The organism is Pontibacter burrus (assembly GCF_010686685.1).
Lineage (GTDB): Bacteria > Bacteroidota > Bacteroidia > Cytophagales > Hymenobacteraceae > Pontibacter > Pontibacter burrus.
In genome coordinates, this window is the sequence record NZ_JAAGWD010000001.1 from 425152 (window position 1) to 449148 (window position 23997).

13 protein-coding genes and 1 tRNA gene are annotated in these 23997 nt (G+C 48.4%); 7 read left to right on the forward strand and 7 right to left on the reverse strand.

What is annotated here, in order from left to right:
- Nucleotides 1–22 precede the first annotated feature (22 nt).
- From GXP69_RS02025 to hemW, 5 genes are all read right to left on the reverse strand, one after another.
- A complete protein-coding gene (locus tag GXP69_RS02025) occupies nucleotides 23–481 on the reverse strand; it encodes a GNAT family N-acetyltransferase (protein WP_163911717.1) in 459 nt (152 codons plus the stop codon).
- Nucleotides 482–1417 (reverse strand): citrulline utilization hydrolase CtlX, encoded by a 936-nt coding sequence (gene ctlX / locus GXP69_RS02030; protein ID WP_163911720.1) that lies wholly within the window; start codon nucleotides 1415–1417, stop codon nucleotides 482–484.
- An 8-nt stretch (nucleotides 1418–1425) separates the two neighbouring features.
- Nucleotides 1426–2196: a cyclase family protein gene (locus tag GXP69_RS02035; RefSeq protein ID WP_163911723.1), complete on the reverse strand. Its 771-nt coding sequence runs from the start codon at nucleotides 2194–2196 to the stop codon at nucleotides 1426–1428.
- A gap of 79 nt (nucleotides 2197–2275) precedes the next feature.
- Complete coding sequence (locus GXP69_RS02040) at nucleotides 2276–2698, reverse strand: hypothetical protein (protein WP_163911726.1); 423 nt, start codon at nucleotides 2696–2698, stop codon at nucleotides 2276–2278.
- A 105-nt stretch (nucleotides 2699–2803) separates the two neighbouring features.
- Complete coding sequence (gene hemW, locus GXP69_RS02045) at nucleotides 2804–3931, reverse strand: radical SAM family heme chaperone HemW (protein ID WP_163911729.1); 1128 nt, start codon at nucleotides 3929–3931, stop codon at nucleotides 2804–2806.
- A 190-nt stretch (nucleotides 3932–4121) separates the two neighbouring features.
- On the opposite strand from hemW, the gene GXP69_RS02050 reads away from it, so the two are divergent.
- Together GXP69_RS02050 and GXP69_RS02055 are read left to right on the forward strand one after the other, a co-directional pair.
- Nucleotides 4122–5879 carry a BamA/TamA family outer membrane protein gene (locus GXP69_RS02050; protein ID WP_163911731.1) on the forward strand — a complete coding sequence of 586 codons (1758 nt, stop codon included), beginning with the start codon at nucleotides 4122–4124 and terminating at the stop codon, nucleotides 5877–5879.
- Between the two features lie 74 nt (nucleotides 5880–5953).
- Nucleotides 5954–6026 (forward strand) — tRNA-Met (locus tag GXP69_RS02055).
- Nucleotides 6027–6446: 420 nt separating this feature from the next.
- On the opposite strand, the gene GXP69_RS02060 is transcribed toward GXP69_RS02055, so the two are convergent.
- Nucleotides 6447–6860, reverse strand: a complete 414-nt coding sequence (locus GXP69_RS02060) for a hypothetical protein (protein WP_163911734.1) — start codon at nucleotides 6858–6860, stop codon at nucleotides 6447–6449.
- Between the two features lie 276 nt (nucleotides 6861–7136).
- On the reverse strand, nucleotides 7137–7511 hold the full coding sequence (locus GXP69_RS02065; protein WP_163911737.1) for a winged helix-turn-helix transcriptional regulator: 375 nt from the start codon (nucleotides 7509–7511) through the stop codon (nucleotides 7137–7139).
- 148 nt (nucleotides 7512–7659) lie between these two features.
- Here GXP69_RS02065 and GXP69_RS02070 point away from each other — a divergent pair, with 148 nt between their 5' ends.
- From GXP69_RS02070 to GXP69_RS02090, 5 genes are all read left to right on the forward strand, one after another.
- Nucleotides 7660–8040, forward strand: a complete 381-nt coding sequence (locus GXP69_RS02070; protein ID WP_163911740.1) for a nuclear transport factor 2 family protein — start codon at nucleotides 7660–7662, stop codon at nucleotides 8038–8040.
- A gap of 206 nt (nucleotides 8041–8246) precedes the next feature.
- Nucleotides 8247–12134, forward strand: coding sequence for an Ig-like domain-containing protein (locus tag GXP69_RS02075; RefSeq protein ID WP_163911741.1), 3888 nt, complete (start codon nucleotides 8247–8249; stop codon nucleotides 12132–12134).
- Between the two features lie 359 nt (nucleotides 12135–12493).
- Entirely contained in the window at nucleotides 12494–16084 is a 3591-nt protein-coding gene (locus tag GXP69_RS02080; protein WP_235925527.1) for an Ig-like domain-containing protein, read from the forward strand.
- A 2-nt stretch (nucleotides 16085–16086) separates the two neighbouring features.
- Nucleotides 16087–17052, forward strand: coding sequence for a PorP/SprF family type IX secretion system membrane protein (locus tag GXP69_RS02085; RefSeq protein ID WP_163911747.1), 966 nt, complete (start codon nucleotides 16087–16089; stop codon nucleotides 17050–17052).
- A gap of 465 nt (nucleotides 17053–17517) precedes the next feature.
- Entirely contained in the window at nucleotides 17518–23994 is a 6477-nt protein-coding gene (locus GXP69_RS02090; RefSeq protein WP_163911748.1) for an ice-binding family protein, read from the forward strand.
- Nucleotides 23995–23997: the final 3 nt, after the last annotated feature.

Here is a 23997-nt window from a genome sequence, read left to right on the forward strand (position 1 = left end):
CTAAACTACCTGAAGGCTGGGGCTAAAGCTCCAGCCTTAACTTTATTCTATCGGTGCACGGTAAGCCATTTTCGAAGATCGGTTCCGGATATGCTCTTAGAAAATAACCTTCGTCTATGCTTACTACACTAAAGCCACAACCCTGATAAAGTGACAAAGCAGGTAAGGAGCTGTTGCCGGTACACACGACCAACTGTTTTATTTTTTGCTTGCTGGCCTGCATAATAGCATGCTTCAGCAACAAGCGTCCTATGCCTTGGCCTTGCTGCTGTTCTGCAACAGCTATGTTCATAATCTCGGCTTGCTGACCTTGTGGCTGCAGTACCAGCACACCAACTATTGTTCCCGCCTTTTCTGCCACAAAAATCCGGCTTTTATGGAGATATGAAAGTACGAGCTCTTCGCTGGGATCGGCGAGTAAAAGCAGGTGCATGGGTGGTTGCTCTGTGGGCGATAATGCACGTATCCGAATGCCAGCCATTTAGTGTTTCTCCGGCTTAAATAGCTCCGCGATCATGCAGCGCACACTGCCACCACCACACTGCTCGATCAGGTGAATCGGGAAATATAGCAGGTGATCGTTGTGTTTTCTGAGTGTAGCGAGCTGATCATCTGTAAGTGAACGATAAGCGGCCTCAGACATCACCAGTATCGTTTCGTTTTGCTTATCACGCAACTGCAGCATGTTACCGGCAAAATGGTGGTGCGTTTGGTCGGCTGTCAATTCGATGATTTCTTTTCCTGTGCTTTCCAGTTGCTGGCGTAGCTTTTCACGGTCCTGATCATCCACCACATCCATCCCAACTATAGCAAAGGTTTCCCCTAAGCACATCATAACATTGGTGTGGTATATAAGCTCTCCTGTGGGACCATAAGCGCGAAAGGTAACTGGCCTATAGTTTAGTTTATCACAAAACTCCTGTAGCGGTTCTAATTCTGTGCGTGGCGATAAAGCGGCGTAGGCGATTCTGTTCTCCCTGTCCAGGATCATGCTTCCGGTGCCTTCCAGAAACTTTGGATCTGGTAGATTCTCAAAATACTCCAGCTTTATGTGTTCTCTGTAGCCATACTTCTGCATCAGCAGATCGATAACATCCTGGCGTCGCTCGGCCCGGCGGTTAACAGGTGCCATCGGGTACGTTACCAACTGGCTGCTTTGATGTGAGGTAAACCAGTTGTTCGGAAAGATAGAATCCGGAGTGCAGGAGTTTTCTACATCGAGGATCACATTCACATCAACACCCACTTTCTGTAGCTGCTGCACCATCTGCCGGAACTCTTGCAATGCCCTGGCCTGAACTTCTGCTGGGGTTAATCCTGCTACCTGCTTCTGAAATTTGTTTGTTTCGGCCGCATCCGGGTTGTAGCAAAAGTTGGTCGGCTCGATCATCAGGATGGTGTCGGTAATCTGGGCCATAGCCTAAACTATAGTTGCGGAAACACCGGTGACAAACTATAGATCACAGGCTTGCTAGGGCTGGCATCTAACTGCAAGCTGGCAATCTGCAGGTTCAGTAAATACAAGCCATCGGAGATATGTTCCGGTACATAAATGAGTTCGGTTATAGTTGCGCCACAGCGGGTATTCTTTGGGTATTGCCAGAACGCATGGTGGCATAAAAGCTTGCCTTCGTCCAGTTCACGATCTACAGATGGCAGGTCCAATAGCAAGTGCTGCACACCTTTCTCGGCTAAGTACTGGCCTATAGTATGCTCTAAGTAAGGCGGATTGATACCGGAATAGTGGCGGGTGAGTTTGTCGTCAGTATTAGGCAAAGTGCGAAGTATAACAGCCTCACATTTTATGCCTTGTAGCTGTTCTCGTACATCTTCCAGCAGCACTACTTCATCACCATTTTCCTGTTTTTGTGGAGCTATCGTTATGAGTTTGGCTACAAATAAGAAACGTTTCAGGCAGTTGTGGATGGTGGCGTGCTCATCTGCGGAGATATGGCCGTAGCACTCGGTGTGGGTGCCGTTGCCGTGCGGGGTTATGTGCACACGCTTATAGTTAGTGCTGCCACCGTCAGCCACAGAGCCTACAAAATTTCCAACCCGGATCACATCAAAAGCAACGGGCTCGGCCCAGAAACACTCTGGTTGCAACTGTCGGTCGTGCAGTGGCATCGAAATGTCCAGCGGTTTCAGGGGATCGTAACTATAAACTTGATCGTGGTAGGTGATGGTAGCTTCCATAGTTTGATGTGCAGGCTTTTAGCAAGTATAAGCTAAAATCTGGAAAGCCTAACCTTGCTATCCGGAAAAAGTATGCCAGTTATTCCTCTTCCAGCAGCCAGCTAACTGCTTCTTCTTCCGAGGCAAAATCCTGAATCTCATACGAAATATCGCCTGTGGCATCTGCCCTGGCCACCACCGACGCCAGCGCCAGCTTCTTGAACAGGTTATCGGGCATAACACGGGCCATTTTTTTAAGAGCAGTGTGGGAGAAGAGTTTGTAATAAGTGTTAGAAAGCCAGTCTTTTGTTTTGGGTTCCAGCACCGACACCTGTTTTGCATTAACAAGCACTTTCTCGGCCTTGCGTTGGGAAATAAAAACATGCGCCCGCATGGTTTCAACTACAAATTGCTCATCGGTAAGAGGGCGCAACCATTCCGTGCGTATAAATGCGAGCCTGTCATCGGCTTCTATCTTAAAGTCATCAGACTCATAGATTATAGTAAGTTGAAGCGTTGGCATGAGCAGTCAAACAATCGGGGTGATGGCATTATAGCAATTCAGGCATACGGTGAATAGAAACTATAAGATTAGAAATGCCAGATATAATACAGGATATATGTAGTGTTAATCAGCCATCAGGTCCAGCGTGATCTGGTCGGCCAGCAGCTTGCCCTTGTCGGTAAGGTACAGTACATCATCAACTATATGAGCCAGTTCTTTTTGCTGAAGCTCCTGCAGGTACAAGTGGTGCGTTGTCTGCACATCATATTTATATACGTTGCGCATTCGGGTTAAGTCGCAGCCCCAGGTAGTGCGGAGCGTGGTTAGCAGGTAATCGTTGGCCTGGTCGGTTATAGTTAGTTCTTCTACTTCGGCAGGTATCGTTTGCTGGGCTATAGCATCGATGTACTTGCGGTTGTTGGCCACATTGTACTGCCTGCTGTTGCCGTTAAACGAGTGCGCGCTCGGCCCCACGCCCAGGTAATGCACGCCGCGCCAGTAGTTGCCGTTGTGCTTCGATTCATAACCTGGCTTGCAGAAGTTGGAGATCTCGTACTGCACAAAACCATGCTGCGCCATCTGTTCCAGTAAAATCTCAAATTGCTGCGCTGTAAAATCGTCTTCCGATGGTTTGAACTTACCCTTTTTGCTCCAGCGGCCCAGCGCCGTGTCGGGTTCTATCGTTAGAGCATAGCAGGAAACATGCTGCACGTTCAGCGAGAAAAGTGTTCCTAAATCCTGCAGCCAAATGCTGTGGTCCGGGGCCGGAATACCATAGATCAGATCTACAGTAATGTTGTCAAAACCAGCTGCCTGGGCATCTTTTACGCATTGCAGGCTTTCAGTAGCGTTATGGGCGCGGTTCATCATGCGTAGGTGCGGCTCATGAAAGCTCTGTAGTCCTATACTTAAGCGGTTAATGCCGGCGGCTTTCAGCTCCTGTAGTTTCTCCGGTTTCAGGTCGTCGGGGTTGGCTTCCAGGGTAATTTCCGCATCATCCGAAACTATAAACAGTCTTTTTATAGTTTGTAGCAAAAGCTGTAATTCGGGTTGCGTGAGTAGCGATGGTGTGCCGCCACCAAAATAGATCGTTTTCACTTTCTGGCCTTGCAGGTAATCTTTTCTGAGTTCGAGCTCCTGTGCAATGGCTTGTATGGTTTTCTCCTTAGTGCCCATTGAGGTGCTGAAGTGGAAATCGCAGTAATGGCAGGCCTGTTTGCAGAAAGGAATATGTAAGTAGATACCGGACACGGTTAAATTGCTAAATTGTTGGCTTGTTAAATTGTTGATGATCTGGAAACTATAATTCTCGGTTCTTAAAGTATAGTTGAACCCATTACCTTTGTTCTTAAACTATAGCTCCCTTTAGTATGACCAATTTTGATGACCACCTATAGTTTAACAATTTAGCCATCAAACAATTCAACTAGTAATAACACAAATGTATAAAATAGCTGCCGTAGTTTGGTGTTTGCTTTTGTGGCTGCCGTTTGCGCAGGCCCAGACGCAACCCATTACACCGCAGCCTAAGGTTATACTAAAGCTCCACACCACACCGCAGGAAGCCCCCCGTTTGCGAGGCTATAGTTACCAAACCACCCACCCCGATTCAGTAACAGCAGCAAAAGAAGTAAAAGCGTTGGTGTACCAGATGCAGCAGGATGCTTACCTGCTCACCTCTGCCGACAGTTTGTACCTGCGCAATGATACGCTTCACGTGAAACTTCATGTCGGCGACCGCTTTGAGTACGCCCGCCTGCGTAACGGCAACCTGAGCGAAGGTATTCTGATCGAATCTGGTTTCCGGGAGAAATTTTACCGCGATGTGCCTTTTAAACCTGCCGAGTATGTAAAACTACAGCAACGGATACTGGATTATGCTGAACGCAACGGCTACCCTTTTGCTAGCGTGTGGCTGGATACAGTAACTATAGAAAACGGCAAAATCGACGCTGCCCTAATGGTAGAAAAAGCTTTTATAGTTACCTACGACTCGGTACAGGTAATGGGCAGCAGCAAAACAAAGCCTAGGTTCCTGATGCGTTACCTACAGCTTCATCCAGGCCAGCCTTACAACCAGGAGCAGATAGAAGCTACCCAGCGTATGCTAACCGCCTTGCCTTACATTCGCATAACCAGGCCGCCACAGGTGCGCTTTGCCCGCGACAAAGCACGTGCTATTTACTTTTTAGAAGACCGGCAAGCCAACCAGGTAGATGGTATCGTCGGTTTCTTGCCCGACCCCACTCGTCAGGATAAACTGCTGATTACCGGCGAAGCTAACCTGAATATTCGTAATATCCGGGGCACTGGCAAAAGCCTGGGCCTGCAATGGCGGCGCGTAAACAAAGGCTCTGTTATCCTAAATGGCGAATACCTGCACCCTAATCTGTTTGGTACACCGTTCGAGCTAGGCACACGTTTTAGTTTACTCAAACAGGATTCGTCCTTCATAACGATACAACCACGATTACAGCTGGGCTACTATACCTTAAAGTATGGTAAATTTAGTGTGTATGGCGAGTGGCGTAATTCCCGCATTCTGGGCGCTGCCAACCCACAAAGCCTGCGCAACTTAGATTTAGCCGATGCCCGCACCACCACCTACGGTTTCAACTACATCTGGAACAATCTGGACGACTTTTACTTCCCGAGACGCGGGCGTTTAGTAGAGCTGGACCTTGCTGCAGGCACCAAAACCCTGCTGCGCAACCCCGACCTCGAGAAAAGCTTTTACGATACCCTGGACATGCGCAGCACGCAGCTAAGTATAAGTCTGCGTGCCGAAAACTTCTTCAGGGTAAGTAAAAACAGCGCGTTACTGGCCAGGCTGCAGGGCGAAGCACTTCTGAACGATCAACTCTTCCTGAACGACATGTACCGCTTAGGTGGTCTTACTTCCATTCGTGGCTTCGATGATTACTTCTTTTATGCGTCCTCCTACGCCATCGGAACTATAGAATACCGCCTGTTTACCGCCGCCGACTCTTACGTGCTGCTTTTCTACGATCAGGCCTATTACCGCAGCGAACTGGAGAAATCTAAAGCCAGTGGCTGGCCTTCGGGTGTGGGTGGCGGCATAAGTTTTAGTACCGGCGCCGGAATTTTTCAGCTGGTGTATTCGGTGGGACGCTCTGAGCAACAGCCACTTTCGCTTAAATACTCTAAAATCCACTTTGGGATAACCAGTAAATTTTAACTTTTTTTGCCCTTTTTTGGTATAAGAACTTGCAAAGTAAGTTTTGATGTACTACTTTTGTAACACAATAACAGTGCGGGATGGAGCAGTTGGTAGCTCGTTGGGCTCATAACCCAAAGGTCACAGGTTCGAGTCCTGTTCCCGCTACCTCAGATTAAGATAAGGGCTTGTAGGTGAAAATTTACAAGCCCTTCTTGTTTTACAGGCAACCGAATTCCTCTTCTAACTGCAGTACGTTGCAATAAAGTTAAGCACGCGAGTTTTACTGTAGAATCACTTTTTTTCTTCTGCTATCTAAATCCATAGTGAAAGTTTGCTTTCGAATTAAGACTGTCGCAAGTATTATGGTTAGGTCAGCTTTATTTGAGGGCTTCTTTATATGGCTATTGGTAGGGCGAAGTATTATCCGGCAATTTTCTACTTTAAAACTTTAAGATAGGGCAATTAGGCACTTTATAAGAAATTTTTCTAAGCCTTTAAAACAAACCGCTTTAGCCCGTTAATAGGTTAAAGCGGTTTGTTTTACTATATATGGCATGTCTTTTTGCTTAATCTGGGAAGACGATATTATATTCTTTCTAATAACCAATCAATAGCTTCTCCCCTGCTTTTGAAAGCTTGAATGGGGAAGGGAGGAACCTGTGTTTCTCTAACATACTTTTCATTATTCTGCGCCCTTATATCAACCAGATTATTAAGCGACTGTATACGAGCCAACCTTTGAATCCGCGTTCGCATAAGACCTGCTGTCATGTAGGTTGCTATTGCCCTGTCTTGCTCAATATCAACCGTTGCTACTGTCTTTGTACCATCCAGCACCAGCCGCTTCACGTCATAACTCCTGATAGCGTCTACCAGCAAGTCAATGCTGTGTTTAATTTCAGGAAGTAGGTAATCGTGCAGGTCGGGATATTCAATCACACCAATATCAGTTGCCGGATCGTAGTCAAGTTTAACTAAGGAATTCTGAAAAAGTATCACTGGATATAGAACTGATTTAGTTCAAAGGTAGCAACTGTGATGTTTGTAAGCTAATTCCCGTTTAAGGAAAGCGCAAAGCCTATAGCGAGTTCAGAAATTCTGGCACGTTACTCAGTGGCAAGTTAACTAACATCGACCCTGGAAAACCTATCCCTCTTCCGCTTTAAAAAGGCTACAATAATGTAAGCAAATTATAATTTGGCTTATCGTCCAACTACAGTTCATTAGCTTCTGGCGATAAAATGACAGGCATACTTACTGTAAGCAACTAAGAGATCAATCTTCCTGGTTTGCTGCTTTGTAGATTAACTTTCGGTATTCCATGCCCCAATTCGCAATTTCATTAATAATCGGCTCAAGCGTTTTACCGTAATCGGTTATCTTATATTCTACTGTAATTGGTTTGGTGTTTAGTACTGTACGTGATACCAAATGATTCATCTCCAGGTCCTGCAGTTCCTTTGAAAGCATCTTTGCACCTATGCCATCAACTTCCCGGATCAGATCCATGAAACGCATTTTATCACTTTGCAACAAGGTGCCGATAATGTGAAACTTCCACTTACCAGACAGTATTTCCATCGTATCTTTTATAGCAGTGATTCGGGAGCTGCAGCTTGTTGTAGTATTAAGGGAGGCTTGTTTCTTCATGTTCCTGATTGCTTATTAACGCTTTTTACGAAGATACAGAATAACCTATAGTTTCCTAAAGGGAACTGGTTTCAAAAGGGAAACGCATACCATTTGTAAACTTAAAGGGGCGTAGGTTTGCATCAGTATCAATCAAAAAGAAATCAAAATGAAAAACTCAGCAAGATCAGTAGTAGAGAAAATGTTTGCCGCTTTCGGCGAAGGTAACATAGAGAAATTTGTAGATACCGTCTCCAGCGATACAGTTTGGATTTACCACGGTACTCAAATTATTCCAAAAGGTACTTACGAAGGCAAAGACGGTGCACGTAAGTTTATCAGTGGCATTCTCAATAATACCGAGATCCTCAGTTTTGAGCCTCAACAGTTTATAGTTGAAAATAACAAAGTGGTAGTATTAGGTCAGGAACATCAGAGAGTAAAAAGCTCAGGAAAAGAACTGAAACAAAAGTGGGTTCAGGTATACACCGTAGAAAATGACCTTATTACCAGAATGGACGAGTTTGCAACTTCAGAAGTGGTAAACTAACAGAAGATATGCTCTACCCCGCTAACTATAAAAAGCCTGACTTAGAAATGAGTCAGGCTTTTTTGGTTTATGAAATGAGCTTAAACTATAGGTTATAGTTGCGGCTTTGTTTCTTACAGAAAGATAACCTTTACTTAATATTGAAATGAAGTAATATTTCCTATGCTATAAAGTACCTTTGTGGCTTCAACCCTTAGTTACATTACATGAAGAGATTTTTACTCGCTCTCAGTATTTTACTGTCGGCGGCGCTGCAGCTTGCTGCACAAACAGCCCCACCCGCTAACCTCTCCGGCGAAGAACTCAAAAGCTGGCTCCGTACCAACTGGTACGATGGCAAACGTGTTGTACTGGACTATAGTACCGCCCGTGGCAAAATGTACAACTACGTCGATAACTATAACAGCAAAGTAACCTGCGTGTATTCAGGCTATGAAGTTAGCAAACCATATAGTGAGACAAATACATCTACCGATGCAGGCGTAATCAATTGTGAGCACACTGTGCCGCAGTCGTGGTTTGACGAAGCAGTACGAATGCGCTCGGATATCCACCACCTTTTCCCGACCGTAACCCAGTGGAACAGCGACCGTGGCAGCGATCCGTTTGCTGAGATCCCGGATAACCAGACAACAAAGTGGATGCGTGGTCTTAACTCGCAGTCCAGCATTCCAACATCTAATATTGATGAGTATAGTGAGGATGCGCCAGGCAGGTTCGAGCCTCGAGAAGATCACAAAGGCAACCTTGCCCGTTCTGTCTTCTACTTTTATACAATGCACGCCGGGCAACGTTTTGATGCCGGTAAAAATGTGATTTCGGCAGTAGCGGATATTAACACGCTGTACCAGTGGCACCTGCAGGACCCTGTTGATGACCGTGAACGTGAGCGTAACCGTCGCACGGAAGTGGCGCAAGGTAACCGTAACCCCTATATCGACTATCCTGAACTGGTGGCAAAAGCCTGGGGTTTTGCTCCGGTAAACTGCTCACCTGCCACTCAGCTTAGCAACCTAGCTGTTTCTCAAAAATCAACCTCATCGCTAACTATAAACTGGACGAACGGCTCCGGCGACAGGAGACTGATTGTGGTGCGCGAAGGCAGTGCTGTAAACTTTACACCGGCAGGAACCTATACTGGTGTTAACGCAGACTTTAGCGCGGCAACGGACCAGGGCAATGGCCAGCGAATTGTTTATCATAACAGCGGCAACAGCGTAACTATAACCGGCCTTAAGGCTAACACTACTTACTATGTGCAGGCGTTCGAAGCTTGCTCATCAGACAATGCATACAACACAACCAATGCACCAACTATAAGCGCAACCACTCCGGATTATGCCTGCACGGGCGTACCTGCACCTGTTACAGCACTTAGCTCTACAAATGTTACACAAAACGGTTTTACCCTGAACTGGACCGACGGCTCCGGCGATGGCAGAATTGTTGTGATCCGTAAAGACGAAGCGCCTGCTTTTGTACCTCAGGCAGGTACAGTGTATAATGGTGCTTCGGCAAACTATAGTTCGGCGGCAACTTTAGCAGATGGCAGCAAACTGATTTATAACGGAACAGGCAGCGGCGTAACAGTTACAGGCCTTCAGGCAGGTAGCCTGTACTTTGTGCAGGTATTTGAGAGCTGCTCTAACGGCAACCAATACGAAACTACTGCAGTTCCGTCATTAGCTGTTACCACATCAGCAGCCAATAACCCGACACCTCCAACCGGCGATGGTGCCGTAATTGCAATCCAGGACTTTAATGGAACTGCAAACGATGGTTGGGTTGTAACATCTGGTTTCAGCAGCTCTGATGTAAATACAGGCGTGCCGAGTGGCCAGCGCCTGAGAACAGGTAAAAGTTTCCAGGTTGGCAATACAAGTACTTCAAAGGAAATAGAGTTTGCAGAAGTGAATGTCACTGGCAGACAGGATATCTACTTTGAGCTTTACAATTCTGCGATCTCTACAAACGCAACAAATGGTGTAGAAAGCTCTGACCATATAGAGGTGTATGTTGCACTTGATGGGGCAGCTTATTCTTCCAAACCTGATATCAGAATATCTGGAAGTGCTACAGATAACAACATTCGTTATGGCATGAATGGAACGGCAACTATAACTACTGCTGCCGGCACGTCAGTCGAGAAAATCTTTACAGAAAAAGGCGACCTTCCGGCAGATAAAGCCCCGTCTATTCTGCGCGTAACCATTCCAAACGGAACAAGCCTAGTGAAAGCCAAACTTATAGTGAAGGCAAACGGTAGCAATGAAGTTTGGAACGTAGATGACGTAGCTTTGTATGCAGCAGCTTCGGCCCCGGCAGATTGTGATGAGTTTGAACTGGAAGGCCATGCAGGCGAAGATAAAACGATCTCTGCTGACCAGACTGTAACTATAGGCGTTGCGGCGGAAACAGGTTACACTTATAGCTGGTCTCCGGCTGTTGGTTTATCTGATGCAACTATAGCTAGCCCAATCCTTACGCTAATCACGCCAGGTACTTATGTGTACACCGTTACGGCTACCAAAGAAAGCTGCTCATTTACCGACGAAGTAACGATTATAGTTGAAGCAGCGACAGTTGCTGCTCCGGTAGTAGCTGGTGCTACTGTTTGCTCCGGCGCAACTGCAACTATAGAAGTAACTAACCCTGCTTCAGGTGTAACCTACAAGTGGTACGATGCCGAAACAAATGGCAGCCTGCTGCATACAGGTGCCTCCTACACTACAACAGCGCTAACAGCCACTACTTCTTACTATTTGGAAGCTGTAAACACAAAAGGCGTTGCAAGTGCCCGTACAAAAGCGACCGTAACTATTAGCGGAGCAGCTCCGGCTGTTGCAACTATAGCCGGCCCAAAAGCTGCTTGTGCTGACGAAACAGTAACCTATACTGCTACAGCTGAGGAAGGCGTAACGAACTATATCTGGTCTGTACCAACCAACTGGACGATAGTAGCTGGTGCCGGCACTGCGCAAATAACTGTAACGACAGCCGGTAACTCAGGTGAAGTAAGCCTGAAAGTGGCTAACAACTGTGGCGAGAGCGAAATAGCTACGCATACTGTAACGATAGAAGCACCGGTTACCAACAATATCATCAGCGAGGCACAGGTAATTTGCATCGGGCAGCTTGCGCAAACTATAACGGGCTCTCTGCCTAAAGGCGGCAACGGCACTTATAGTTATGAGTGGCAAATCAGCACCGATGGTACCAACTTTATAGTTGCACCTGGTACAAACAATGGTCAGAACTATACACCGGGCAACCTTACCTCTGATGCTTACTTCCGCAGAGTTGTAACTTCCGGTTGCAGCGAAAAGCATATCAGTGATGCAGTGAAGATTACAGTATCTGCAACGCCTGCTGCGCCTGTGGTTTCTGCTGTTACTATCTGCTCTGGTCAATCAGCAACTGTACAGGTTAGCAACTCCGAATCTACAGTAACCTATAGATGGTTTACCAGTGAAGCAGGATCCAGCCCGGTGCATGAAGGAGCAACCTTTGCTACAAATCCGCTAACAAGCAATACAGCTTACTATGTAGAAGCTGTGAATGCTACGGGGTGTGTGAGCGCAAGAACCAAAGTAACTATAGCTGTGAATGAGGTGCCGGCTAAACCAGTAATTACCCAAACCGGCAACCAGCTAACAGCAAGTGTAACCGGCCAGGCTTACGAATGGGCAAAAGACGGTGTAACGATAGCTGATGCTACCACCCAAACGATAATTATAGCCGAAGCCGGTAACTATACAGTGCGTGTGCAAGGTGCAAACAATTGTTATTCTGCAGCTTCGGATGTGTTCCAGGCCGTGCTACTGCCAACGGCTATAGAAGATGAGCTGGCAATGGGTGTTATAGTTGCTCCAAACCCAACTACGGGTAGGTTCAGTATCTCTACACAAGAGCCTTTACAGCAGGTAACTATAGTTGTTACCAACACGTTGGGTAAGGCAGTTTACCGCACTTCGGTACCGGCCTTGCAAAGCGAGCTGGAAGTAAACCTGAGCCACTTACCTTCAGGCTTATACCTGGTGCAGGTGCAGGCCAAAAAGCTACGTGTAGTGCGTAAAGTGCTGTTAACAAAATAACGGTATAAATTTATACTTATCTGAGGCCCTGCAGCTAACCTGCAGGGCCTTTTTGCGTTTATATGCTTTAGTCCGTCAGGCGAACTATGCTTACCCCTGTTCTGACGAATTAAAATGTAGATTGTACTAATAGCTGCCCTCTACCTGTTGTTGCTGAAACAAGGAAGGTAAATGCTGCTATATGCCTGTTAAAGGCAGCCAATGCAGTTTTGGGAAGCAACAAGCGTTGATAGTGTAAGAAGTCTGTATCTCAGTGCTCTGATCAGATTAGGTGCTTTAATAACCTGAAGATACAAGTCATTCAGTTTAATGGCTTTACTGGAAGTTCACCCTTTAAAAATGGCTTAATGCGCTTACCTTTGTCAAAGATTATTCCCTGGCCTTTGCTGGTGCTATGCCTGGTGCTGTCGCAAGTGACATTTGCGCAAACACAGCCGTCGTGCCAGGTTGCAATTGAGTCAGACCGCTCTCCTTCGCTCTGCCAGGGCGAAACCATACAACTTCGTGCAGTATCCTCCGCTCAGCTCACCTCTTTCCAGTGGTTCCGTAACGGTATAGAGATAGCAGGAGCAACGGCAGCTACTTTCTCTACTAACCTCGATGGCTTTTACACAGTGCGCGTTACTGGTACAGCCTGCCAGGCCAATACATCCGGCCAGTTTGATGTAACGGTATCTCCGAGACCTGCTAGCCCAAGCTTTTTTGTTGATCCTGCCGGCACCCAATGTTCAGGAACAGCACTTACACTTAGTATTAACGCACCGCAGCCTGATATTTTCTATACATGGTTTTTTGGGGATGGCGCTACAGACAGAGGGCCTGAGGTGAAACATACTTACACAGAAAAAGGTGTTGGTTTCCGGAATTTTGATGCTAAAGTGATCGCCACCAACAAAGAAGGTTGCCAGTCAGACACAGTAACGCAGGTAATTCGTGTGGCCCGTATGCCAGAAGCAGCCTTTGCCGATACATCAGGTTTCATAACCTGTTTGCCTGATACTGTTGAAGATGATGAGATAAAGGTATTTGCCTACATCGAGAACAAAACTATAGAGCCCTTTTTGTCCGATATCCGGACGTACATTGTAAACTGGGGAGATGGCGGCCCTGACCAACTATACACACGAAGCGATTTCCCGATCAGCAACCCTGATCCTTATACAGAGGAAGGGGACTTTCCTATCTCGATCCGGGCACGAGCCAGCAATGGATGTGAGTTTGTGTTTGATACGGTTTATACTGTTAGCAGAGAACCCAAGGCGAACTTTGTGCTCAACAAACAACCTGCCTCCACGCCAAGCTCCTGTTTACCCATTATAGTCTCCCTCGGCGATAGTTCTACAGGCAGCGGTCTCACCTATAAATGGACTATAGAACCCCAAACTGGCTTTACAGTAGAGCACGGAGGCTTCGACCAGGATACCCTCTCGCTGTTATTTACAGAAAGCGGCATTTACCAGATTGAGCTTATAGTTGCCAACGGCTGCGACGACGACACCACTTCGCAATCGGTGGTGGTGGGCTGGCCGCAGGTACAGCTCCCCGGCGATACGGTTTCCTGCGGGCCAATCGAGTACAAATATAATATAGGAGCGCAGCCCGGTTTAGGTAACGTGTTTGTAGATCCTAACCTCGGCCGTATCCAAAAAGCCACCTGGACGATAAGAGGCCCTTCCGGCGCTCCCAGAACGCTGAGTGGGCAAAACCAAACTATAAAGTTTACAGAAATAGGGGTGCACGAAGTGTCGCTGGTGGTTGAGAACGAATGCGGCTCTTCTGAAGAATTGACAGGCACTACCCCCATTGTGCAGCGGATAACCGTGCTTCCTATTCCGGAGTCGCCTATAGTGCAGGACCTGACCGTTTGTAATGGAGATGATGCCACAATAGAGCCGACTGGCGGCGGTGGCAACTATAACTTTTACGACGAACAGGGCACGCTCCTGCTTACAGGGCCTAACTTTACAGTAACAGGTCTGACCCAAACCACCACGTTCCTCGTGGAAAGTATAGGCGAGCAAGATTGTCCGAGTGCCCGCGTGCCGGTAAAAGTAACTGTGGTTCCGCCATTAGCGAATAACATTATTCAGGGAGATCAGAGCTTATGCCAGGGCGATGTGCCTGCCCCGCTTACCGGAAATGCACCTAGCGGTGGCACGGGCAGTGGCTATGTGTTTACCTGGCTCAGCAGTACATCGGGCCCTGATGCCGGCTTTGCGCCAGCGCCGGGTGTGAACAATAACGAAGACTATACACCACAGCCATTAACGCAGCGAACCTGGTTCCGCCGATTAGTAAGTGCCGCCAGCTGTACCCCCGATACAAGTAATGTGGTACTGGTAAACGCTGTACCAAAAATACAGAACAACACCATTTCAGAGGCGCAGGATATTTGCGAAGGACAGGTGCCGCAACCACTGGTTGGCACCCGTGTAACTGGTGGTGATGGGTCTGGCTATACGTTTAAATGGCAGGTAAGCACCGAAGGCCCGGCAACAGGTTTTGTGGATGCGCCAGGTAATAACGCCGGAGAGAACTATAGTCCGGGCGTGCTCACGCAGCCTTCCTGGTTCCGAAGGGTAGTTACATCAGCTGGCTGTACGGTTATCTCTGAAGCAGTTATGATAGACATTGTGCCAGCACTGGACAATAACACCATTTCAGCAGCTCAGACTGTTTGCGCGGGTACTACTCCTGCTCCGCTCACCGGTTCTGCTCCAACGGGGGGCTCGGGTCCTTACACCTACTTATGGGAAAGTAGCATTACCGGACCTACTGCTGGTTTTGGCCCGGCTGCAGGCACTAACAACGGACAGAGCTACACACCAGGCAATCTACGCGTAAATACCTGGTTCCGCCGTACGGTTACCTCGCAGGGCTGCGAAGCCGATGTAAGCGAAGCCATCCTGATTACAGTTAACCAGGGCGTAGCCAACAATAGTATCAGCTCGCCACAAACAATATGTTCCGGCGATGTGCCGGCTGCCCTTACTGGTACAACCCCAATTGGCGGTAATGGAACGTACACCTACCTGTGGCAAAGTAGCATTACAGGGCCGGATGCCGGCTTTGGCTCAGCGGCAGGTACTAACACAGGTCAGAACTATACACCGCAGGCGCTAACGCAAAACACTTGGTTCCGCAGAATAGTAGATTCCCAGGGCTGTAAAGCCATTTCAGAGCCTGTACTGATTACGGTAAACCCAAGACCGGCACCGCCTATACTTACCGTGCGCGATGCTACAACCTGCCCTGGCGGTTCGGCAACTTTACGGGTGCAGAATGCCAATGGGGGCATTTACCAATGGTTTACAGATGCTACCGGTGGTGAGCCAATTTTTGAAGGAGCTGAGTTCCGCACACCTAATCTGACAGGCCCGGTAACCTATTATGTGGAGGCCGTAAATGCCAATGGCTGCTCCAGTAGTACCCGTACTTCTGTTAATGTAACTATAGTTGACCCGGTAGCCGATGCCGGCGAAGATGCAACCATAATACAGGGGAATACAATTGAGCTGCGCGCCACCGGCGGTGATACCTATGTGTGGGAACCTGCCGAGAGCTTAAGCAACCCGAACGTAGCCAATCCGGTCGCACGCCCCAACGAAACCACGACCTACCGTGTAACTGTAACTACCGAAGAAGGCTGTACAGCTACCGATGAAGTGACGATTACAGTTATTCCGGCTATAAAAGTGCCCAATGCCTTTACCCCAAACCGCGACAATGTGAACGAGGTCTGGGAGATAGAAAACATTGAGAATTACCCGGATGTGCGTGTGGAGGTATATAACCGATGGGGCAATATCGTGTTTACCTCCAATGGATACGGCAAGCCGTGGGATGGCACCCTGAACGGCGAAGACCTGCCGGTAGCCACCTACTATTACATGATTTTCCTGAATAAGTCTGAGAAGCCGATTTCAGGCAATGTTACCATCATCCGTTAATTATGAAAAAGCGATACCTATATCTGCCCTTTTTTCTGCTGCTGTTGTGTGCGACAACTATAGTTGCACAGCAGCGCCCGCAGTATAGCCAGTATATGCTCAACAACTATATACTAAACCCTGCCATTACCGGTATCGAAGACTATGCGGATATACGCGTGAGCAACCGTCGGCAGTGGGTCGGTCTGGATGGTGCACCGGTTACCTATTATCTAACAGCTCATACGCCGCTCAATAAAGGTGCAGGCAGTACGCAATATCACCGGGCGCTGGCGCATCATGGTATAGGCGCTGTTTTCCATACTGATAAAACGGGTCCTTTACGCCGTACAGGAGTTTCCTTTTCGTATGCGTATCATTTGCCGCTAACCAATTCTATTAATGTCTCAGGTGGGGCTTCTGTAGGCATTATCCGTAATTCCATCAACACCAACGATCTGGAACTGGGTAACGGAAACGACCCGCTAATCGGCGGTGGCACAATTAATAACAGTATAGTTGACCTGAACCTGGGGCTCTGGCTCTATTCCCGAAATTTTTCGGTGGGTATAGCTGGTGCGCAACTGCTGGAAGATGCAGGCAGTTTTAGTGCTGCCGAAGAAGAGAAAGCTGCTATGAACCTGCAGCGGCATTATTTTGCTACAGCCAGTTACCGCTTCGAGCCTACCAGCACACTGGATGTGATCCCGTCTGTGATGTGGAAGCTGGCAAGCCCAAGTCCGGCTTCGGTTGATGTGAGTTTGAGAACTATTTACGATGAACGCTTCTGGGTTGGTGCAGCTTATCGGCACAATGATGCCCTGGTAGGTATGGTTGGTATCTACGTAAGTCCAGTGCTGGATATTTCTTACTCTTACGATGCTACCACCTCAAACCTGAACAAAGTGAGTGCCGGAACGCATGAAGTTGTAGTGGGTATAAAGCTATTGAACGACCGGCGTATACTCTGCCCACAATGGATATGGTAGAATATAATTATATTACAAATTGAAATTGTTACAGAAGTGCAGCCTTGCCTGCACTTTTTTATTATTCTATGTACTTGTTTACTTCCTGTCTTTATATTACCCGCTCTTACAGAGTATTTTAGTCTACTGACATTTTAATAATATTCTTTATTGCGATAGAAGAAGCTATTTATAATTTTCTTATATTAGTATACATCTATGTGTGCTGTAGGTAAGGATACTGTAGGGCGATAGAATTTTAAATTTGCATTTATTTAATATAATTACACTCCAGAGAACTATATTAAAAAAATGAATGTAACTTTCTGTGAATAAGTGCCTGAGGAATAAACCTGTTACCTGCTGCGAAGCAGATTCACGTTAGAATATACCTTTTACCAGCAAGTAACAATTATCAGGTGCTGTTAAAATACAATCTTACAACAAACTTAATCGGGTTATAGCAGAACCTATACTTTTAGCCAAATGGGAAGAGTTGTCAGGAAGGCATTACTGTTTACAGTTGCTTTCTTCAGCATTGTGGCCAATACATTGGCGCAGGGCCTGGACCTGGGCGCTGCTTCTGCATTTAACGTATTAGCCGACGAAAAGGTAACCAATAACGGAAGCACTATTGTACAGGGTAATGTAGGAGTAGGTACCGGTGCAGTTATATCAGGTTTTACGGCAGGCAGCATCAAAGGCAAAACGCATATAAACAACGCCACTTCCCTGGGTGCGCTAAGCAGCCTTGCCACCATTTACCAGACCAACTTCCAGAAAAGCTTTACCAGAACACTTCCCAATACCCTGTCAGACGAAGCACTGAACCCTGGCGTGTACCGCATAAACGGAAATGCAACTATAAGCGGCCCGCTTTTCCTGAACGGCAATTTTAATCCCAATGCAGTTTTTGTTTTCCAGGTTACCGGCGATCTGAAAGTAGATCAGAATGTTACGGTAGCCCTGATCAATGGCACCACCGTTAACAATGTATTGTGGGTGGTAGCTGGAAATGTGCAGGTAGGCGTTGGGGCTTACATAAAAGGCAATATAGTTTCGGATAAAAACATCACGCTTGGGGATGATGCTGCTATACTTGGCCGGGTGATGAGCCTGAAAGGTAGCGTGCAGATGAACAATAACATTGTATCGCAGCCAACAGACCTGAGCATCCAGAAAACAAAAGAATCAAATACAACAGAGCCCAAAAAATATGCGGTAGGCGATACGGTAACTTTCAGGATCGAGATCCGAAACCTGGGGCCTGTGGATGATGAGATTGTAATGGTGCGCGATGTGTTGCCAGCCGGCCTGAGCTTTATGTCTGCCAATACCACAAAAGCGGGCAGCTCTTACGATCCTACCTTTGGTATTTGGGTGCTGGATGAGCTGAAAGTGGGTGAAGTGCAGGTGCTGAAAATTAAGGCCCGTGCTACTATGGCCGGCTATATCGTGAATACTGCTACCGTGGCGGGCTCTACAGTAGACGAAAACCTGACTAACAACAAATCGGATGCAGACCTGTGCGTGGTGCTATCGGATGCAGGCGAGATACAAGGCCCGACGGCAATTTGTGCCGGCAGTACCAATACGTATAAAATCAAGCAGATTGCGGGTGCTACCTATACCTGGTCGGTTCCATCTGATTGGGTTATAACTGCGGGCAGCAGAAACTCATCCGAAATAACCGTACGGGTTGGGAATACTTCGGGTACCATTTCGGTTACAGTAAACAATATTTGCGGTGCCAGCGCGCCAAGCAGACTTACAGTAGAGGTGGTAAAGGATGTGCCACCAAAACCAGGTCCCATCTCCGGTACGCTGGAGCTCTGCTCCAACAAAGCCACTACCTATAGTATAGCTCCTGTGCCGGGTGCAGTTGGTTACAAATGGACATTGCCCGTTGGCTGGACGATGGTCAGCGACAACGGAACGTCTATAGTGGTAACCACTGATGGCGATGCTGGAACCAAGCGCCTGAGCGTTTCGGCATATAACCTGTGCGGCCCGGGCGAGCCAAGTGTACTGGATGTAACGCCTGTCCTTAAAGTTCCTGACACACCGGGCGCAATCAGCGGCCCGGCATCTGTGTGTTCTACAGTCGCATCAACCACTTATACTATAGCTAAAGTAAATAATGCCAGCAGCTATACCTGGGCCGTGCCAGCCGGCTGGACAATCCTGAGCGGGCAAGGTACTACTACTATCACTGTTAAGCCAACTGCACAGGCCGGCGAGATTACAGTTAAAGCTCTAAACGATTGCGGCGAAAGTACAGCTCAGAAATTAATAGTTACCCCGGTCGAGAATCCACCACTAACGCCAGGCACTATAAAAGGTGCAGATGCTGTATGCGTTAGCTCTGCAGGAAATGAATATAGTATTGACCCGGTTCCAAATGCCAAAGGCTACACCTGGAGCGTGCCAGCCGGCTGGACTATAGTTTCTGGCCAGAACACGACTGCTATAACCGTTTCGGCAGGTACTGCGGGTGGTAAAATAATAGTAGTAGCACTAAACGATTGCGGTTCCAATGGCAGCAGCTCTAAAGATGTCCTGATCACGGATGTGGTTCCTTCTGCACCGGCAGCGATTAAGGGCACGCCGTATGGCTGCTCTACCCAAACAGCAACATACACCATCGATCCGGTAGCGGGTGCCATCGGCTATAGTTGGAGTGTGCCGGCTGGCTGGACAATTGTCTCAGGCCAGAACAGCACTTCTATCACGGTAAGAGTAGGCTCAGGTTCCGGTACCATTTCGGTAAAAGCCAAAGGCAGCTGCGGCGATGGTCTGGCCCGAACCCTGACCGTACAGCCGCAAATTAACCTGCCTGCTGCGCCAGCTGCCATCACCGGTCCGGATGACATTTGCCAGGGCCAGGGCAGCTTAACCTATAGCGTGACGCCGGTGGCAGGCATCATTGCTTATAACTGGAGTGTACCAGCTGGCTGGACCATCACGTCCGGACAAGGCACAGCTACGATAAAAGTAACAGCGGGCACAACAGGCGGCATCGTTTCAGTAACGGCTACCAACGACTGCGGCACCAGCCCGGCTCAGAGCAAAGTAGTGAAGGTATCGACCGAAGCGCCAGCTACGCCAGGGGCCATTACGGGTGCCGGCACGGTGTGCGGAGGCGAGCAGAGCATCAGTTACAGCATTGCCCCGGTAGCCGGCGCGACCAGCTACGAGTGGAGCGCGCCGGGCTGGACCATCATTTCCGGACAAGGATCTACAAGCATTACTGTTAAACCAGGAACTTCAGGTACAACTATAACGGTAACAGCTAAAAATGCCTGTGGTCTCGGAAGCAGCAACACCAAGCAGGTAGTGATAACCAACACACCGCCCCCTGCACCAACTGCTATAAAGGGTACACCTTACGGTTGCGCTACGCACACTGCCACTTATACTATAGATCCGGTTTCCGGGGCAACAGGCTATACCTGGACTGTGCCGGCCGGCTTTACAATTTTGAGCGGGCAGAATACGACGCAGATAACAGTAAAAGTAGGTTCGGGTTCAGGTACGATCTCTGTTAAAGCAAAAGGAGCATGTGCCGACGGACCAGCCCAGACCTTAGCAGTACAACCACAGGTAAGCATTCCGAATCCTCCGGCAACTATAAACGGCCCTGCCGATGTGTGTAAGTCACAGGCTGGAATTACCTATAGTGTAACACCGGTTGCAGGCGTAAAAACCTATACTTGGACGGTACCACAGGGATGGACAATAACAGCAGGACAAGGCACGGCAACTATAACGGTAACAGCCGGAACGGGTAATGGGAACGTAACGGTTACTGCAGCCAGCGACTGCGGAACAAGTACTGCACAGATTCTGCCAGTAAAAGTTTCGACAGAAGCGCCTGCCAACCCGGGTGCCATTTCAGGTATTGCAACGGTTTGTTCCGGCTTGCAGGGAGTAACTTATAGCATCGCGCCAGTTGCAGGTGCTACAGCCTATGAGTGGAGTGCACCAGGCTGGACTATAGTTTCCGGCCAGGGAACAACCAGTATCACAGTAAATGCAGGAACTGCCAACACAACTATAACGGTGATAGCAAAGAATGCCTGCGGCAATGCAAGCAGTTCAACAAAACAGGTTCAGATCACGGATGTGGTTCCTTCTGCTCCTGCAGCGATCAAAGGCACGCCTTATGGCTGCTCTACCCAAACAGCTACTTACACCATCGATCCGGTAGCGGGTGCCATCGGCTATAGTTGGAGCGTGCCGGCTGGCTGGACGATCGTATCAGGCCAGAACAGTACATCCATCACAGTTAAGGTAGGCTCGGGTTCCGGTACCATTTCGGTAAAAGCCAAAGGCAGCTGCGGCGATGGCCCGGCCAGAACCCTGACCGTGCAGCCGCAAATTAACCTGCCTGCTGCGCCAGCTGCGATCACGGGCCCGGATGAGATCTGTAAAGGCCAGGGCAGCTTAACCTATAGCGTAACGCCGGTGGCGGGCATCACAGCTTATAACTGGAGTGTACCGGCAGGCTGGACCATCACGTCCGGACAAGGCACAGCCACGATAAAAGTAACAGCGGGCACAACAGGCGGCACGGTTTCAGTAACGGCAACCAACGACTGCGGCACCAGCCCGGCTCAGAGCAAAGCCGTGAAGGTATCGACCGAAGCGCCGGCCACGCCAGGGGCCATCACAGGAGCCGGCACAGTGTGCGGAGGCGAACAGAGCATCAGCTACAGCATTGCGCCTGTGGCCGGCGCGACCAGCTACGAGTGGAGCGCCCCAGGCTGGACTATCACCTCCGGACAGGGAACTACTACCATTACAGTAACTGCAGGATCAACCGGAACCACCATCTCTGTGATTGCGAAAAATGCCTGCGGTAATACAAGTGCGGCCCAATTAGCAACTGTAGTTACACAATCTATACCAGCTAAGCCTGGAACTATAACCGGCACAACAGCAGCCTGCTCAGGCAAAGACCAGACTTACACGGTGCCTGTTGTAGCAGGAGCTACAAGCTATACCTGGACAGTACCAACAGGCTGGACTATAGTGTCTCAAAATGGCAATACCCTTGTTGTGAAAGCAGGCACAACAGCCGGAACTATAGGTGTAGCCGCCGGAAATGGTTGTGGCACCGGGCCGGCAACAACTCTGGATGTTAAACCTATTACAGGGGCAATTACGGGCATAAACGGCATAACAGGCAATGCGGCAGTCTGTGTGGGAGGAACAGCGAAGTTCTCGGTACCGGCTGGCTCAAATGTCAGTAAGTATACCTGGGAAGTACCAGCCGGCTGGACTATAGTTTCAGGACAGGGAACAATAGAAGTTACAGTAAAATCGGGCACAGCGAAAGGAACTATAAAGCTAACCGCTTCAAACGACTGCGGCCAGGCAACTGTATCAAGAGAAATAGAGATAACAACGACGGTCCCTGCTGTTCCGGGAACTATAACCGGCAGTGCCAGCGCCTGCTCCGGCAGTGTGCAGAAATATAGCATTGCGCCAGTAACAGGTGCTACAGGTTATGCATGGGAAGTGCCGCAAGGCTGGAGCATAACCGCCGGTCAGGGAACAACCGAAATAACTGTTACTGCTGGAACAACACAGGGAGAAATAAAGGTAAGCGCTACCAATGCGTGCGGTAACAGTAGCAGCGCCTCAACCAAAACGATAAGTGTTACCACCAGTGCACCGGCTGCCGGTACTATAACAGGAACCAGCGCCATCTGTAGTACTACCAACGGTCTTACTTATAGTGTAACGCCAGTAGCAGGTGCCACCAACTATAGCTGGACCGTACCAACCGGCTGGACAATAGTAAGCGGACATGGTACCAACAGCATTGTAGTAAACGCAGGCACTAACAGCGGCGAGATAAAAGTAGCGGCGGGCAATGCCTGCGGCCTGGGTAACTTCAGCACTCTAACAGTAACAATGCCAACACAGGTAGCCAAGCCAGGGCAGATTCTTGGTTCTATGGATGCCTGCAGCAGCCTGCCAACTACACAGTATGCCATAGCACCGGTACCGGGCGCAACCGGTTACGAGTGGGAGGTGCCACTGGGCTGGAAGCTTGTAGCAGGTCAGGGATCGAATACCATATTGGTAAGTGTAACCAGTACGCCGGGAACTATTAAAGTAAGAGCTGTAAATGCCTGTACCCAGAGCGAGTTCAGCGAACTTGCTGTGAAACCGGTAGCAACCCAACCATTTAGTCCTGCTTCCATTATAGGGCCTGCCGAAGCTTGCGTGGGCCGTGATGTAGTGTACAAAGTGACTGAGGTGGAAGATGCATCTTCTTACTCCTGGGAGGTACCGCCAACCTGGAGAATCTCCTCCGGACAGGGCACTAACCAGATTACGGTTACAGTTGGCCCGGTAGGTGGCAAAATTGAAGTGAAGGCTAATAACGGATGTGGCGCCAGCAATGGAACTTTAAAAGAGGTGCGCGTGATGGAGCTTGCTTCAATGGGTGAAATAAAAGACCTGAGCAACCCTTGCGAAGGCCTGAAATACATGGTAGATCCGGTACCGGGAGCCACATCTTATACCTGGAGATTGCCGGAAGGCTGGTCTATAGTTGCAGGTGAGGGCACGAACATTATTATGGTACAGGCCGACAAATACGATGGTATTATAAGTGTAGCAGCTGATAACGGCGTTTGCGGTACAGAGCCAGCAGCTATGAGAACAGACAAGTCGTTGCAGGATACAGAAATAGTAGTGCCAAACGTGTTCTCACCAAATGGCGATGGCAACCACGATACCTGGGTGATAAGCAGTTTCGAGCGGTTTACGGACAATGAAATCACTGTACTGAACCGTTGGGGAGCAGAAGTGTTTAAAGCCAAATCTTACAAGAATAACTGGACAGGCGATAATTTATCAGAAGGCACCTATTATTATATAGGGCGTGTAAAGCTCTGCGATGGATCATACAGAGCGCTGAAGGGTTACGTGATGATTGTCAGATAAACC